The sequence below is a fragment of the Bradyrhizobium sp. Leaf396 genome (genome assembly GCF_001424605.1).
GTDB classification, from domain to species: Bacteria; Pseudomonadota; Alphaproteobacteria; order Rhizobiales; family Xanthobacteraceae; genus Bradyrhizobium; species Bradyrhizobium japonicum_C.
Genome location: NZ_LMQJ01000001.1, coordinates 369,002 through 384,697 on the forward strand (window position 1 = coordinate 369,002; position 15,696 = coordinate 384,697).

Here is a 15,696-nt window from a genome sequence, read left to right on the forward strand (position 1 = left end):
ACCTTTCCGCGCATTTCATCTGACGCGGCGTTTGCCGCGATTTCCGGGAGTCCATCATGATCGCTTTGCTTCGCGCCGTCACACTCTGCGCCACGCTGGCGTTCGGCCTAAGCGCCGCGCAAGCCGCGGACAAGGCGTTCAAGCGCGACGATCTCGCTGATTCCGCGATCAAGCTGGAGGCGCAGATCAAGAGCGAGGCGGGGCCGGTCGCCAAGACCAGCGCGACGCTCAAGACGGACGCCGACGCCGCGTTCCGGCGCAATGATTACCGCACCGGCCTCTCGGTGCTCGGCCAGATCGCCGCCACCACGCCTGAAGATGCCGGCAATTGGCTGCGCCTCGCCAAGGTCATCTTCCAGATCACCCCCAAGAGCTCGAGCGAGCAGACGTTCCTCCTGGAGCGGGCCTCGACTGCGGCCTACATCGCCTATCAGCGTGCAGGAAATCCGGGCGTGGAGGCCGACGCACTCGCCGTGCTCGGCAAGTCGTTCGCCGAGCGCAAGCTGTGGCGGCCGGCCCTGGACGCATTGCGGCTATCGCTGGACATGCGCGAGGTCGCCGACGTCCGCGGCCAGTACGAGAAGATGCGGGACGAGCACGGCTTCCGGCTGCTCGACTATACCGTAGACTCGGATTCGGCGAGCCCGCGCGCCTGCTTCCAGTTCTCGGAGGAGCTCGCCAAGCGCACCGATTTCGCACCGTTCCTGGCGCTGGCGGGCCAGGACAAGCCGGCGTTGTCGGCCGAGGGCAAGCAGCTCTGCGTCGACGGGTTGAAGCACGGCGAGCGGTACAACGTCAATCTGCGTGCCGGCCTGCCGTCCACGGTGAAGGAGGGCCTGCCGAAATCGGCCGAGTTCAACATCTATGTGCGCGACCGCAAGCCCTTCGTGCGCTTCACCAGCCGCGCCTATGTGCTGCCGCGGAGCGGCCAGCGCGGCATTCCCGTCGTCAGCGTCAATACGCCCGCCGTCAACATCAACGTCTTCCGGATCGGCGACCGCAACCTGATCAACACGGTGGTCGACAGCGATTTCCAGAAGACCCTGTCCAAATACCAGCTCAGCGATCTCGGCGACGAGCGCGGCGTCAAGGTCTGGTCCGGCGAGCTCGCAACCGCGATGACGCTGAACCAGGACGTCACCACGGCATTCCCGGTCGACGAGGCGATTGGCGAGCTTCAGCCCGGCGTCTACGTGATGACAGCCGCCGCCAAGGGCCCGGGCTCGGACGACGACTACCAGATCGCCACGCAATGGTTCATCGTCTCCGATCTCGGCGTCTCCGCCTATTCCGGCAATGACGGCATCCACGTCTTCGTCAACTCGCTGGCTTCGACCGATCCGGTTGGCAAGGCCGAGGTGCGGCTGGTCGCGCGCAACAACGAGATCTTGGCGACGCGCAAGACCGACGAGTCCGGTCACGTGTTGTTCGAGGCCGGCCTTGCGCGAGGCGAGGGCGGGCTGTCGCCAGCGCTGCTGACCGTCACCGGCGAGAAGGCCGACTACGCCTTCCTCAGCCTGAAGAGCTCGGCCTTCGACCTGTCCGACCGCGGCGTCTCGGGGCGCACCGTCCCGGCGGGTGCCGATGCCTTCGTCTATGCCGAGCGCGGCGTCTACCGTTCCAGCGAGACCGTCTATCTGACCGCGCTGTTGCGCGACGGGCAGGGCAATGCCGTCACCGGGGGACCGATGACGCTGGTGATCGAGCGTCCTGACGGCGTCGAATTCCGCCGTGCCGTGCTGGCAGACCAAGGCGCCGGCGGCCGCACGCTGGCCGTGCCGCTCAACTCGGCTGTCCCGACCGGCACCTGGCGGGTGCGCGCCTTCACCGACCCGAAGGGATCGTCGGTCGGGGAAACCACCTTCATGGTCGAGGACTACGTCCCCGATCGGATCGAATTCGACCTGTCCGCCAAGGACAAGCTTATCAAAGCTAACGTTCCAGTGGAGCTGAAGGCGGACGGCCATTTCCTCTACGGCGCACCGGCCTCAGGCCTTGCGCTTGAAGGCGACATGCTGGTCGCGCCTGCGAGCGAGCGGCCGGGCTTTGCCGGCTACCAGTTCGGCGTCGACGACGAGGAGACCACCTCGAACGAGCGCACGCCGCTGGAGAACCTGCCCGAAGCTGACGCCAACGGCGTCGCGACCTTCCCGGTGACGCTGGACAGTCAGCCGGCATCGACCCGGCCGCAGGAGGCGCAGATCTTCGTTCGCATGGTCGAGACCGGCGGGCGCGCCGTCGAGCGCAAGCTCGTGCTGCCGGTCGCGCCGGCCGCTGCGCAGATCGGCGTCAAGCCGCTGTTTGGCGAGAAGAACGTCGCCGAGGGCGACAAGGCCGAGTTCGACGTCGTGTTCGTCTCGCCGGAGGGCAAGCAGCTCGCTCGCGACGGTCTGCGGTACGAGCTCCTGAAGATCGAGTCGCGCTACCAATGGTATCGCCAGAACAATTACTGGGAGTACGAGCCGGTCAAATCGACCTCGCGCGTCGCCGACGGCGATGTCGCAATCGCGGCCGACAGGCCGACGCGGATCTCGCTCAGCCCGCAGCCCGGCCGTTATCGGCTCGATGTGAAATCGAACGAGGCCGACGGCCCGGTAACCTCCGTGCAGTTCGACGTCGGCTGGTATTCGGATGGAAGCGCCGACACGCCTGACCTCCTGGAGACATCGATCGACAAGCCGCAATACGCCTCCGGCGATACCATGACGGTGTCCGTCAATGTCCGTAGCGCCGGCAAGCTGACCGTCAATGTGCTCGGCGACCGTCTCCTGACGACTCAGACCATCGACGTCAAGGAAGGCACCGCCCAGGTGAAGCTCCCGGTCGGCAAGGACTGGGGCACGGGGGCCTATGTGGTGGCGACGCTGCGCCGTCCCCTCGATGCGGCCGCCCAGCGCATGCCGGGCCGGGCGATCGGCCTGAAATGGTTCGGCATCGACAAGCAGACCCGCACGCTCCAGGTGAAGCTGACGCCGCCGGCGCTGATCCGGCCGAACGCCGCGCTGAAGATCCCGGTCAAGCTCGACGGGCTCAATCCGGGCGAGGACGCCAAGGTGGTGATCGCCGCGGTCGATGTAGGCATCCTCAATCTCACCAATTACAAGCCGCCGGCGCCTGATGATTTCTATCTCGGCCAGCGCCGCCTGACCGCGGAGATCCGCGACCTCTACGGGCAACTGATCGACGGCATGTCGGGCACGCGCGGCCAGATCAAATCCGGCGGCGATGCCGGTGCGGGCGAGCTCCAGGGTTCGCCGCCCACGCAGAAGCCGCTCGCGCTCTATTCGGGCATCGTCACCGTCGCCGCCGATGGGACCGCCGAAGTCAGCTTTGACATTCCCGAGTTCGCCGGCACCGCGCGCGTAATGGCAGTGGCATGGACCGCAACCAAGGTCGGCCGCGCCAACACCGACGTTGTGATCCGCGATCCCGTGGTGCTGACCACGACCCTGCCGCGCTTCCTGCTCAATGGCGACCACGGCACGGTCAACCTGGAGATCGACAACGTCGAGGGCCAGGCCGGCGATTACGCCATCAACGTGAAGACAGGCGGCCCGGTGAAGATGACGGGCAATCCCGCCACGACCGTCAAGCTTGCCGCCAAGCAGCGCAACTCCTTCTCGCTCGCGCTTGACGCAACGGCGGCGGGGCAGGCGACGCTCGATGTCGACATCAAGGGGCCGAATGGCCTTGCCCTGGCGCGCCATTATGCGTTCGACGTCAAGCCGGCGACCCAGGTGCTCGCGCGGCGCTCGGTCCGGACGCTGGCCAAGGGCGAGAGCCTGACGCTGACCTCGGACATGTTCTCCGATCTCGTGCCGGGCACCGGCAGCGTCTCGGTTTCGGCGAGCCTGTCGACCGCGCTCGATGCGGCGACGATCCTCAAAGCGCTCGACCGCTATCCCTACGGCTGCTCGGAGCAGATCACGAGCCGGGCCATGCCGCTGCTCTACGTCAATGACCTCGCAGCCGGTGCGCATCTGGCCATGGACACGGAGGTCGACCAGCGCATCCGCGACGCGATCGAGCGGCTGCTGGCGCGCCAGGGCTCGAACGGCTCGTTCGGGCTCTGGTCGGCGGGCGGCGACGATGCCTGGCTGGATGCCTATGTGACGGACTTCCTGACCCGCGCCCGCGAAAAGGGCTTTGCGGTGCCGGACGTGCTGTTCAAGAACGCGCTCGACCGTATCCGCAACTCCGTCGTCAATGCCGACGAGCCGGAGAAGGATGGCGGCCGCGAACTCGCCTACGGCCTCTACGTGCTCGCACGGAACGGCGCAGCCCCGATCGGTGACCTCCGCTATCTCGCCGACACCAAGCTGAACAACCTCGCGACCCCGATCGCGAAGTCCCAGCTTGCGGCGGCGCTGGCGCTGGTTGGCGATCGCAACCGCGCCGAGCGGGTCTATGGTGCCGCTCTCGACAGCCTCGCGCCGAAGCCGGCGCTGGAGTTCGGCCGCACCGACTACGGCTCGCAGCTTCGCGACGCCGCAGCGCTGGTGTCGCTCGCCAGCGAAGGCAACGCGCCGAAGGCGACCTTGACGAAGGCGGTAGTGCGGGTCGAGACCGCGCGCGGGCTGACACCCTACACCTCCACGCAGGAGAATGCTTGGCTCGTGCTGGCGGCGCGCGCGCTCGCCAAGGAGAACCTTTCCATGGAGGTGGACGGCCAGCCGGTGAAAACCGCGCTGTACCGCAGCTACAAGGCTGCGACACTGGAAGGCAAGCCGATGAAGATCACCAACACCGGCGACGCACCGGTGCAGGCGGTGGTCTCGGTGTCGGGCTCGCCGGTGACGCCGGAGCCGGCGGCATCGAACGGCTTCAAGATCGAGCGCACTTACTTCACGCTCGACGGCAAGCCCGCCGACATCAGCAAGGTCAAGCAGAACCAGCGCTTTGCGGTGGTGCTGAAGATCACCGAGGCAAAGCCCGAGTACGGCCACATCATGGTCTCCGATTATCTCCCGGCCGGTCTCGAGATCGACAATCCGAACCTGGTGTCGTCCGGTGACAGCGGCACTTTGGACTGGATCGAGGATGGCGAGGAGCCCGAGCATACCGAGTTCCGCGATGACCGTTTCACTGCGGCGGTCGACCGCGCCTCGGACTCCAAGTCCGTGTTCACCGTCGCTTATGTCGTGCGCGCGGTCTCGCCCGGCAAATACGTCCTGCCGCAGGCCTATGTCGAGGACATGTACAATCCATCGCGTTATGGGCGGACCGGCACGGGCACTGTCGAGGTACGCGCCGCGAAGTGAGACGAGCTCGAATCTGAGTTGAACTGGATGAGCGCAGCGGAGCCACACAACCAGTCGTCATGCCCGGGCTTGACCCGGGCATCCACGGCCGCAGCGGCGGTGGATGACGGCGTGGATGGCCGGGTCAAGCCGGGCCATGACGGGCGGCGAGGGCGGATAGCCTTTCGTCTGCTGTCAGCCGCTGCGTTCACGCTCATCCTCGCCCTCGTCGGTTTCGTCGGCTGGGTCTACTCTCTCGGTCCTCTCCCGCTCGACGAGGCCCGCCGGGTCTCCACCACCATTGTCGATCGCAACGGCAAGCTGCTGCGCGCCTATGCCATGGCCGACGGGCGCTGGCGGTTGCCGGTCGATGCCAAGACCAGCGTCGATCCCACGTATCTGAAGCTGCTGTTCGCCTACGAGGATCAGCGCTTCTACGCCCACAACGGCCTCGACCCGCTTGCGCTCGGGCGCGCGGCGTTGCAGCTCGGAACGCGCGGCCACATCGTCTCGGGCGGCTCGACCATCTCCATGCAGCTCGCGCGGCTGATGGAGCCGCGGCGCCAGCGTTCGCTCTATGCCAAGCTGAGGCAGATCGTGCGCGCGATCGAGCTCGAGCGAACGTTGAGCAAAGAGCAGATCCTCGATCTCTATCTCGCGCTGGCGCCTTACGGGGGCAACCTTGAGGGCATCCGCGCCGCGTCGATTGCCTATCTCGGCAAGGAGCCGAAGCGGCTGTCGCTGGCCGAGGCCGCCCTGCTGGTGGCTCTGCCGCAATCGCCGGAGACGCGCCGGCTCGATCGCCATCCCGAGGCTGCCCGCATCGCGCGCGACCGTGTGCTCGACCGCATGGTCGGGGAGCATCAGGTCAGTGCGGAGGAGGCGAAGCAGGCCAAGGCCGTTCCCATTCCGAAGCTGCGCAAGCCGATGCCGATCCTGGCGCCGCACGCCTCGGACGCCGCGCTGTCGATGATCAAGGATAAGCCGGTAGTCAAGCTGACGCTGGATGCGAACCTGCAAAAGGTGCTGGAGCCGCTGGCGCGCGACCGCGCCATCGCGCTCGGGCCCAACATCTCGGTCGGCATCATCGTGGTCGACAATGAGAGCGGGAACGTGCTCGCCCGCGTCGGCTCGGCCGATTATTTTGACGAAAGCCGGGCAGGGCAGGTCGACATGACACGTGCGATCCGCTCCCCGGGCTCGACGCTCAAACCCTTCATCTACGGGCTCGCCTTCGAGGACGGCTTCGTCCATCCCGACAGTCTGATCGACGACCGTCCGGCCCGCTTCGGCTCCTACGCGCCGGAGAACTTTGACATGACCTTCCAGGGCACGGTGCCCGTGAAGAAGGCGCTGCAATTGTCGCTGAACGTGCCGGCCATCGTGCTGCTCGACCGCGTCGGCTCCAGCCGGCTGGCGTCGCGACTGCGCCAGGCCGGCGGCAACCTGGTCCTGCCCAAGGACGAGGCGCCAGGGCTCGCCATGGGCCTCGGCGGGGTGGGCGTCACCCTTCAGGATCTCGCCCAGCTGTATGCGGGCTTCGCCCGGCTCGGCACCACGAGGCCCATTCGGGAGATCATGTCTGACAAGGACGACCGCGAGCCGATGCGGTTGCTGGATCAGGTCGCAGCCTGGCAGGTCGGCAACGTGCTCCTGGGTACGCCGCCCCCGGAGAACGCCGCTCATAACCGCATCGCGTTCAAAACCGGAACGTCCTATGGCTACCGCGATGCCTGGTCGGTCGGCTTCGATGGCCGCATGACCATCGGCGTCTGGGTCGGCCGGCCCGACGGCGCCCCAGTTCCCGGCCTGATTGGCCGCGTCGCCGCGGCGCCGATCCTGTTCGACGCTTTCGCGCGGAGCGGCAAGACGCTTGTCCCGCTGCCCAAGGCGCCCAAGGGAACCCTGGTTGCCAGCAACGCCAAGCTGCCGCTGCCGCTGAAGCGGTTCCGCCCAGTCGGAGAATTGGTGCGCGCCGGAAGCGAGCAGCCGCTGCACATTCAGTTTCCGCTCAACGGCTCGCGGATCGACGTCGACCGATCGGGTGGTCGGGAAAGCGCAGCCATGCCGGTCAAAGTCGCCGGCGGCGTGTTGCCGATGACCGTCATGGTTAATGGCACCGCGCTCGGCGAGATCGACGGTCGCCGTCAGCGGCTGATCGATCCGCCCGGTCCCGGCTTTGCCCGGCTCACCGTGATCGATGCCACGGGCGCCGCGGACACAGTCGTCATTCGAATTCAATGATCCCTGCCTCAAGCGGTTGTGGCGATGGCGGTTTCGGCGTAAGCGGAACCAATGGCCGAGACCTACCCAAGCCCCCGTTTTGGAGCACCCCGAGAGTCGAAATCGCCCGCAAATCCGGGCAGCGGTCTCGTGCGCATGCTCGACATCGTCACGACCAGCCATGCGCGCGCCGTCGGCTTCCTGGTTCTGTGCGCGCTACTGCTCTTCCTGCCGGGCTTCTTCACCATCCCGCCGATCGACCGCGATGAGGCGCGGTTCGCCCAGGCCACCAAGCAGATGGTCGAGAGCGGCGACTACGTCGACATCCGCTTCCAGGAGGACGTCCGCTACAAGAAGCCCGTCGGCATCTACTGGTTGCAATCGGCGACCGTGGAGGCGGCGTCGCTGCTCAAGCTGCCGAGGGCGGAATTGCGCATCTGGGTCTATCGGCTGCCGTCGCTGATGGGCGCGATCGGCGCCGTGCTCATGACCTATTGGGCCGCGCTCGGCTTCGTCACGCGGCGTGCCGCCGTGCTTGCCGCACTGATGATGTGCGCTTCCGTGCTGCTCGGCGTCGAAGCACGGCTCGCCAAGACCGACGCCATGCTGCTGTTCTGCGTCGTGGCCGCAATGGGCGCGATGGCGCGGGCCTATGTGTCCTGGCAACGAGCCGAGGACGAGACGCATCCGCCCTGGAGCTGGCCCGCGATCTTCTGGACTGCGCTCGCTGTCGGAATCCTGATCAAGGGCCCGCTGATCCTGATGTTCGCGGGCCTGACCATCGTTGCGCTCGCGATTCAGGATCGCGATGCTTCCTGGCTGTGGAAGCTGCGCCCGGTGTGGGGCCTGATGTGGATGCTGGTGCTGGTGCTGCCCTGGTTTGTCGCGATCTTCTGGCGCGCGGGCGACACCTTCTTCACCACCTCCGTCGGCGGCGACATGCTGAGCAAGCTGGGTGCCCAGGAATCCCACGGTGCACCGCCCGGACTCTACCTCGTGCTGTTCTGGATCACCTTCTGGCCCGGTGCGCCGCTTGCAGCGATGGCGGCTCCCGCAGTCTGGCGGGCCCGGCGCGAGCCCGGCGCGCAATTTCTGCTGGCCTGGCTGATCCCGTCCTGGATCGTATTCGAGGCGGTGCTGACCAAGTTGCCGCATTACGTGCTGCCGCTCTATCCGGCGATCGCGATCCTGACCGCAGGCGCGGTGGAGCAGCGCGTGCTGTCGCGTTCCTGGCTGGCGCGCGGTTCGGCCTGGTGGTTCGCGATCCCCGCGGGCGCCTCGATCATCGCGGTCGTGGGCGCGGTGATCCTGACGCGGCAGCCGGCATTCGTGGCCTGGCCGTTCTTCGCCGCCGCGCTGATCTTTGGCCTGTTCGCCTGGTGGCTCTACGACAACAATCGCGCCGAGCGCTCTTTCCTCAACGCGCTGGTCGCCGCGCTGATGCTGGCGGTGGCGGTCTACGGCATCGTGCTGCCGTCACTGACGCCGCTGTTTCCGAGCATCGAGATCGCGCGCGCGCTGCGCAACGTCACCTGTGTCGGGCCGAAAGCGGCTGCGGCCGGTTATCACGAGCCCAGCCTCGTCTTTCTGGTAGGCACGCGAACCTTGCTCACTGACGGTTCCGGTGCCGCCGATTTCCTCGGGCAGGGCAGCTGCCGCTTCGCGCTGATCGAGCAGCGCTCCGAGCGTAGCTTCGTGCAGCGCGCGGAGGCGATCGGGCTGCGCTACAAGGTCGGCGCCCGCATCGAGGGCTACAACTTCTCGCAAGGACGCGCGATCTCGATCTCGATCTTCCGCTCGGAAGGCACCGAGTAGGATGCGGGCCCCGGCCGACAGTGCGCCGCGCGCCGGCTATCCCGCGCAAGTGCTCGCCGTGACCAGGCGCGGGCTGGCGCAGCTCGTGCGCTCGCCCTCGCATTCGCGCCGGGCCGAGGCAGCCCGCAAGCTGGCGCGGCATTCGCTGTGGCTTGCCGTGGCCGGCTCGATCGCGATCATTGCGCTCATGGTCACCTTCGACCAGACCGAGATCCAGCTGATGCCGCCCCGCGGGACACCCAGCCTCTGGCCGATCCGTATCCTCACCGACTTCGGGAAGGACGAGTATCTGCTCTCGGTGCTGGGGGCTGCGCTGGTGGTCCTCGCCTTCGTTGCGGCGGGACTACATGGGACTCGCCGCGCGCTGCTGCTCGGCTTCGGCACGCGCCTGCAATTCCTGTTTCTGTCGGTTGCCGTCTCGGCATTGGTGACCGAGATCCTGAAATACGTCATCGGTCGTGGACGTCCGTTCGTCGGCGGCACGCCCAATCCGTTCAACTTCGTTCCATTCGAAGGGACTGGCGCTTATGCCAGCCTGCCCTCGGGGCATGCCGTGGCCGCATTCGCCCTCGCGTTTGCCGTGTCGTCGCTGTGGCCGCGCCTGCGCGCCTTCATGTTCACTTACGCGATCGTGATTCTCCTGACGCGCCTCGTGCTGCTTGCCCATCATCCGAGCGACGTCGTTGCCGGCGCCCTGGTGGGCACGGCCGGCGCCATGGCGGTCCGCTACTGGTTCGCGGCCAGACGGCTCGGTTTTGCGATCCGCTCTGACGGCACCATCGTGCCGCTTCCGGGGAGGGTTTCGAACCGCCTCAAAAAGGTTGCCCGCGGGGCATCTGCCACATAAAAGCGGCTGCCTGCGGGGGGCGCCGGTTCCCTTTGAGGCGGCCAATTCCAACCACGAGCCTTGATTTGTCGACGTCCCAGCCCTCGGTTTCCATCGTCGTTCCCGTGCGCAACGAAGCCGACAATATCGCGCCGCTGATCGCGGAGATCGGCGCGGCGCTCGATGGCCGGTGGCCGTACGAGATCATCTACGTCAACGACGGCTCCACCGACGCGACGGGCGAGCGTCTCGCCGCCATCATGAAGCAGCGGAGCAATCTGCGTCAGCTTCGCCATGCGCGATCGGGCGGCCAATCCGCCGCCGTGCGCAGCGGCGTGCGTGCGGCGCGCGGAGAGATCGTGGCGACGCTCGACGGCGACGGCCAGAACAACCCGGCCTTCCTGCCCGACCTGATCGCGGCGGTCGAGAAAGGAGCAGGGCGCGTGGGGCTCGCTGCCGGCCAACGCGTTGGCCGCAAGGACACCGGCTTCAAGAAGTTCCAGTCGCGCGTGGCGAACGGGGTACGCAACGCGATCCTGAAGGACGGGACGCGCGATACCGGCTGTGGCCTGAAGGCGTTTCGGCGCGACGTGTTCCTGATGCTACCCTATTTCGACGGGCTGCATCGCTTCCTGCCGGCGCTGGTCCGCCGGGAAGGTTACGACATCGCCTATGTCGACGTGATCGACAGGCCGCGCCATTCCGGCGTGTCGAACTATGGCTTCTTCGACCGGCTGTGGATCGGCATCATGGATCTCGCGGGCGTATGGTGGCTGATCCGCCGCAAGAAGCCGACGCCGGAAGTGACCGAGGTGCATGCATGATCATCCAATACGGTCAGGCGCTCAGCAACTATCTCTACGACGTCTTCGTCGCCAAGTTCGACTTCTGGCTCGCGTTCGGGCTCGTCGCGCAACTGTTCTTCACCGCGCGCTTCCTGGTGCAGTGGATCGCGAGCGAACGCGCCGGCAACAGCGTAGTCCCGATGGCGTTCTGGTTCTGCTCGATGGGCGGCGGGCTGATGACGCTGGTCTACGGCGTCGTGAAGCGCGAGCCCGTGATCATCCTCGGACAGTCCCTTGCGACCGTCATCTACATCAGAAACATCATGCTGATCTGGAAGAACCGCGGCACCGCCTCGAAGACACTGGACCGCTGATCCAAGGCGTCATCGCGGCAATGCCGACGCTGCGCCTGATGCGGGCAGGGTGACGGTGTCCACCTCGGCTCTGCGGTAAGGCTCGCCGGCCGCATCGAGCACGGGATAGGCGACCGAGCAGATGTGCGAGTGGATGCGCCTGAGGTCGCGCAGCACGTCCAGATGCAGCGAGGTGGTCTCGATGGTCTCCGGGCGGCCCTCGCGAAGGCGATCGAGATGCCGCTCGACCGCGGCAAGCTCGGTGTTGCGCAGCGCCGTCTTCTCTACCAGCAACTTGCGCGCCTCGGTGGCGTCCCCCGACATGAAAACGCCGAACGCGATGCGCAGGGAGTCCATCGTGCGCTTGTGAAACGCGGCGAGTTCCTCGGCCCCTTCCGCCGAGAACTGGAAGCGCCGCTTGATCTTCTTGGTGGCGAGCTCGCTCAGGCTCTTGTCGATGATGTCGCCGATATGTTCGAGGTTGATGGCGAAGGAGATGATCTCCATCGCGCGGCGCCCTTCGCTCTCGTCGAGGCTGCCCCGCATCAGCTTGGTCACGTAGAGCTTGATGGCCTCGTCGAGACCATCGACGAGATTGTCCATCTTGGAGACCTGGTCGACCAGCGCACGGTCGCCGGACATCATCGCGGTCATGACCTTGCGCAGCATCACCTCGACGAAATCGCCCATGCGGAGCGTCTCGCGGGCGGCGTCGGCGAGTGCCAGGGACGGCGTTTCCAGCGCGGTCTCGTCGAGATAGCGCGGGCCGGCGGGATCGGCCTCCTGGACGCGATCTGGCAGGAGGCGGGTGAGCAGGCGCGACATGGTGTCGAGCAGGCCGATGAAGAGGATGGCCGTGCCGACATTGAAAGCGATGTGGAAGGCCGCGGTCATCCTCGCAAGATCGGGCTGCCAGGCGTGCATGTGCCCGGCGACGTCACCCAGGAAGGGCAGGACGAGACCGATCCCGACCACGCGGTTGACGAGATTGCCGACCGGCAGGCGATAACTCGCCGGGTCGTCGCGCCTGGCGCCCTCGAAAACTGGATTGATGGCGCTGCCAAGATTGGCCCCGAGCACCAGCGCCAGTGCCGCTTCGGGCGAGATGAACTGCGAATAGGCGAGGGACATGATCAGCAGCACGCTGGCGACGCTCGAATGCACCGCCCAGGTGACGAGAGCGGCGATGACGACGCACAGGATGGGATCGCCTGTGATGGCCGACATGACGATGCGGACGCCGGGCGCGTTCTCCGCCGGCGCCAGCGTATCGAGCAGGATGTGCAGCGAGAGCAGCATCAGGCCGAGGCCGATGCAGACGCGGCCGATGTCCTTGATCCGGGATCGCGGGCCGGAGCGGAAGGCGACGAGCCCGAGCACGAACAGCACCGGCGCGACGGCCGCAATGTTGAACGACAGCACCTGCACGATCAGCGTGGTGCCGACATTGGCGCCCAACATGATGGCGAGCGCCGCGGCGAGGCTGACGAGCCCCTCGGCTGCGAACGAAGAAGTGATCAGGGCCGTCGCCGTGCTGCTCTGGAGCAGCGCGGTCAGCCCGAGGCCGGCGGCGAACGCGCTGGCGCGGTTGCCTAGCGCCTTGCCGAGCAGGCGTCTGAGGTCGGGACCGAAGGCGCGCAGGATCCCGCTGTGGACCATGTGCAGGCCCCACAATAGCAGCGCAACGCCGCCCATGAGATCGAGCAGAACCAACGTTCCCATGCTCCGTGTCCGGATTGGAGTCGATCGGTGAGGCTAGCGCCAAACGTCCGGCGTTCAAACCGTTTGTTGGGCAACGGGCGTTAACGCCTGCGGCGAATGCGCGTTCCTATGGCGCTGTGCCTTGTGAGCAGGCTCACGTTGCCGCCTTCAGGGCAGCGAAGCCGCGATCGAGATCGGCCTTCAGATCGTCAGTGTTTTCGAGCCCGATGTGGAGGCGCAATGTCGGGCCGCCGGGCGCCCATTTCGTCGCCGTGCGATAGCTGTCGCAGTCGAAGGGAATCGCAAGACTCTCGAATCCGCCCCACGAGAAGCCCATGCCGAACAGCTTCAGGGTATTGAGCATCGTGTCGACCGCCTTCTGCGGCGCCGGCTTCAGCACGATGCTGAACAGGCCTGATGCACCGGTGAAGTCACGCTTCCAGATCGCATGGCCGGGATCGGTCTCCAGGCCCGGATGCAGCACGCGCGCGACCTCGGGCCGGCCCGCGAGCCAGCGCGCCATGTCGAGTCCGGAGCGATGATGCTGCGCCAGCCGCACCGACAGCGTGCGCAGACCGCGCAGCGCGAGGAACACGTCGTCGGGACCGGCGCAGACACCGAGCAGGCGGATGCCCTCGTTGATCTGTGGCCAGGCCTTGGCATTGGCCGAGATGGTGCCGAACATGATGTCGGAATGGCCGCCGATATATTTGGTGGCGGCCTGCATGCTGATGTCGACGCCCTGCTCGAGCGAGCGGTGATAGAGCGGCGTCGCCCAGGTGTTGTCGTCGATGACGAGCGCGCCGCGCGCATGCGCGACCTCGGCCATGGCGCGGATGTCGGGCATCTCGAACGATTGCGAGCCGGGGGCCTCCACCAGCACCGCGCGGGTGTTCGGCTTGAACAGCTTGTCGACGCCGGCGCCGATCAGCGGATCGAAATAGGTGGTCTCGACGCCGTAGCGCGCCAGCATGCCGTTGCAGAAATTGCGCGAGGGCCGATAGATGTTGTCGACGACCAGGATGTGGTCGCCGGCCCTCAGCACCGAGAGCAGGGTGGTGGAGATTGCCGACAGCCCCGACGGCACGATGCCCACGCCGGCGCATTGCGGCCCCTCCAGCGCCATCAGCGTCTCCTGGAACGCCTTGGTGGTCGGGGAACCGTGGCGGCCATAGGTGAACTCGCCGCGATGGGCATGCAGGTCCTCGGCGGTCGGATAGAGCACGGTCGAGCCGTGGAAGACAGGTGGATTGACGAACCCCCTTTGGGCCTTGGTGTCGCGGCCGGAGGTGACCAGCCGGGTCTCGGCGTGCTGCTCTTGAGGGTGCGAGGAGTCCATGCGCCTGCTTTCAAAATTTCCACCGGACGCATCGCGCCCGCGGTTAGGCCCGAAGGCCACTGTCGTTAATAACAGAACACAGAAGAGTCCCGTCAACCCCTTGACCGGGCAGGCCAGTCGTTCTGTGATGCGCAGGTGCTATTCAGTCGCCGCATGTTGAGGGGCCTGCCGCGACCTTCGATCCGATGTCTGACCGGGCCAGACGCCATAGCCACCAGGGCGGGCGCCGGGACAGGGATTAAGGTATGGATATGGCCTCCCTGCATCGGCGAGTGTTCGGCTAGGTTTGCCAGCATGACTCTTGCAGGGCTCTCCCCGGCACAGATGATCCCAGAGACAACGTTCCTGACCTTGAGACGACCTTTGAAAGGCCCAAAGCCCATGAAACGCGTAACCCTGGCTCTCACCCTTGCTCTCGCCGCAGGCCTGTCTACCCAAGCCGCCGATGCGCAAACGCTCAAGACGGTCAAGGACCGCGGCATGCTCTCCTGCGGCGTCAGCCAGGGCTTGCCCGGCTTCTCCTCACCCGACGACAAGGGCAACTGGACCGGCATCGACGTCGACGTCTGCCGTGCCATTGCGGGCGCGATCTTCAATGACCCGGCCAAGGTCAAGTTCGTGCCGCTGTCGGCCAAGGACCGGTTCACGGCGCTGCAATCGGGCGAGATCGACGTGCTCTCGCGCAACACCACCTGGACCATCTCGCGCGACACCTCGCTCGGCGCCAATTTCACCGGCGTGACCTACTATGACGGGCAGGGCTTCATGGTGAAGAAGTCGCTCAAGGTGAATTCGGCGCTCGAGCTCAACAGCGCATCGGTCTGCGTGCAGACCGGTACCACCACCGAGCAGAATCTCGCCGACTACTTCAAGGCGAACAACATGAAATACGAGGTGATCGCGTTCGCCACCAACGACGAAACCGTCAAGGCCTATGAAGCCGGGCGGTGCGACGTCTTTACCACCGACCAGTCGGGCCTCTACGCCAATCGCCTCAAGCTCGCCAATCCCAACGACCACATGGTGCTCCCGGAGATCATCTCGAAGGAGCCGCTCGGGCCGATGGTGCGCCACGGCGATGACCAGTGGTTCGACATCGTGAAGTGGACCCTGTTCGCGATGATCACCGCCGAAGAGCTCGGCGTGACCTCGAAGAACGTCGACGAGAAGGCGAAGCTGGAAAATCCGGAGCTGAAGCGCGTGCTCGGCAGCGACGGCAATTTCGGGGAACAACTCGGCCTGACCAAGGACTGGGTGGTGCGGATCGTGAAGACCGTCGGCAATTACGGCGAAGTTTTCGATCGCAACGTCGGCGCAGGCTCGCCACTCGCCATCAACCGCGGCCTAAACAATCTCTGGAACAAGGGCGGTCTTCAGTACGCGCCGCCGATCCGCTGATCACCCGGTCGGCCAG

Annotated in this window: 9 protein-coding genes; 7 read left to right on the top strand and 2 right to left on the bottom strand. The window is 66.2% G+C overall.

The features are described from left to right. Positions 1–56: 56 nt before the first annotated feature. The 6 genes from ASG57_RS01890 to ASG57_RS01915 all read left to right on the top strand — a co-directional run bounded on the left by ASG57_RS01890 (position 57) and on the right by ASG57_RS01915 (position 11,263). Positions 57–5,261, top strand: coding sequence for an alpha-2-macroglobulin family protein (locus tag ASG57_RS01890; RefSeq protein WP_057195578.1), 5,205 nt, complete (start codon positions 57–59; stop codon positions 5,259–5,261). Between the two features lie 111 nt (positions 5,262–5,372). Then, complete coding sequence (pbpC, locus tag ASG57_RS01895) at positions 5,373–7,484, top strand: penicillin-binding protein 1C (RefSeq protein WP_024337777.1); 2,112 nt, start codon at positions 5,373–5,375, stop codon at positions 7,482–7,484. Between the two features lie 51 nt (positions 7,485–7,535). Then, entirely contained in the window at positions 7,536–9,278 is a 1,743-nt protein-coding gene (locus ASG57_RS01900; RefSeq protein ID WP_024337776.1) for an ArnT family glycosyltransferase, read from the top strand. Between the two features lies 1 nt (position 9,279). After that, a complete protein-coding gene (locus tag ASG57_RS01905; protein WP_024337775.1) occupies positions 9,280–10,125 on the top strand; it encodes a phosphatase PAP2 family protein in 846 nt (281 codons plus the stop codon). Positions 10,126–10,190: 65 nt separating this feature from the next. Continuing rightward, positions 10,191–10,928, top strand: coding sequence for a glycosyltransferase family 2 protein (locus ASG57_RS01910; protein ID WP_024337774.1), 738 nt, complete (start codon positions 10,191–10,193; stop codon positions 10,926–10,928). Next, complete coding sequence (locus ASG57_RS01915) at positions 10,925–11,263, top strand: lipid-A-disaccharide synthase N-terminal domain-containing protein (protein ID WP_008559030.1); 339 nt, start codon at positions 10,925–10,927, stop codon at positions 11,261–11,263. The genes ASG57_RS01910 and ASG57_RS01915 overlap by 4 nt, the downstream gene beginning before the upstream one ends. Positions 11,264–11,272: 9 nt before the next feature. Here ASG57_RS01915 and ASG57_RS01920 read toward each other — a convergent pair whose 3' ends face one another. Then, complete coding sequence (locus ASG57_RS01920) at positions 11,273–12,964, bottom strand: Na/Pi cotransporter family protein (RefSeq protein WP_024337773.1); 1,692 nt, start codon at positions 12,962–12,964, stop codon at positions 11,273–11,275. A 133-nt stretch (positions 12,965–13,097) separates the two neighbouring features. After that, positions 13,098–14,282, bottom strand: coding sequence for a cystathionine beta-lyase (metC, locus tag ASG57_RS01925; protein ID WP_024337772.1), 1,185 nt, complete (start codon positions 14,280–14,282; stop codon positions 13,098–13,100). Positions 14,283–14,663: 381 nt separating this feature from the next. Here metC and ASG57_RS01930 point away from each other — a divergent pair, with 381 nt between their 5' ends. After that, the gene (locus tag ASG57_RS01930; RefSeq protein WP_024337771.1) at positions 14,664–15,680 is read left to right on the top strand and encodes an amino acid ABC transporter substrate-binding protein; all 1,017 of its coding nucleotides are present in this window, start codon (positions 14,664–14,666) and stop codon (positions 15,678–15,680) included. The last annotated feature ends 16 nt before the right edge of the window (positions 15,681–15,696 follow it).

Bases quoted from the DNA above. Each gene is read 5' to 3' on its own strand.
- ASG57_RS01915 (WP_008559030.1), top strand. From the start codon at position 10,925: ATGATCATCCAATACGGTCAGGCGCTCAGCAACTATCTCTACGACGTC.
- ASG57_RS01900 (WP_024337776.1), top strand. From the start codon at position 7,536: ATGGCCGAGACCTACCCAAGCCCCCGTTTTGGAGCACCCCGAGAGTCG.
- ASG57_RS01920 (WP_024337773.1), bottom strand. From the start codon at position 12,964: ATGGGAACGTTGGTTCTGCTCGATCTCATGGGCGGCGTTGCGCTGCTA.
- ASG57_RS01930 (WP_024337771.1), top strand. From the start codon at position 14,664: ATGAAACGCGTAACCCTGGCTCTCACCCTTGCTCTCGCCGCAGGCCTG.
- ASG57_RS01890 (WP_057195578.1), top strand. From the start codon at position 57: ATGATCGCTTTGCTTCGCGCCGTCACACTCTGCGCCACGCTGGCGTTC.
- metC (WP_024337772.1), bottom strand. From the start codon at position 14,282: ATGGACTCCTCGCACCCTCAAGAGCAGCACGCCGAGACCCGGCTGGTC.
- ASG57_RS01905 (WP_024337775.1), top strand. From the start codon at position 9,280: ATGCGGGCCCCGGCCGACAGTGCGCCGCGCGCCGGCTATCCCGCGCAA.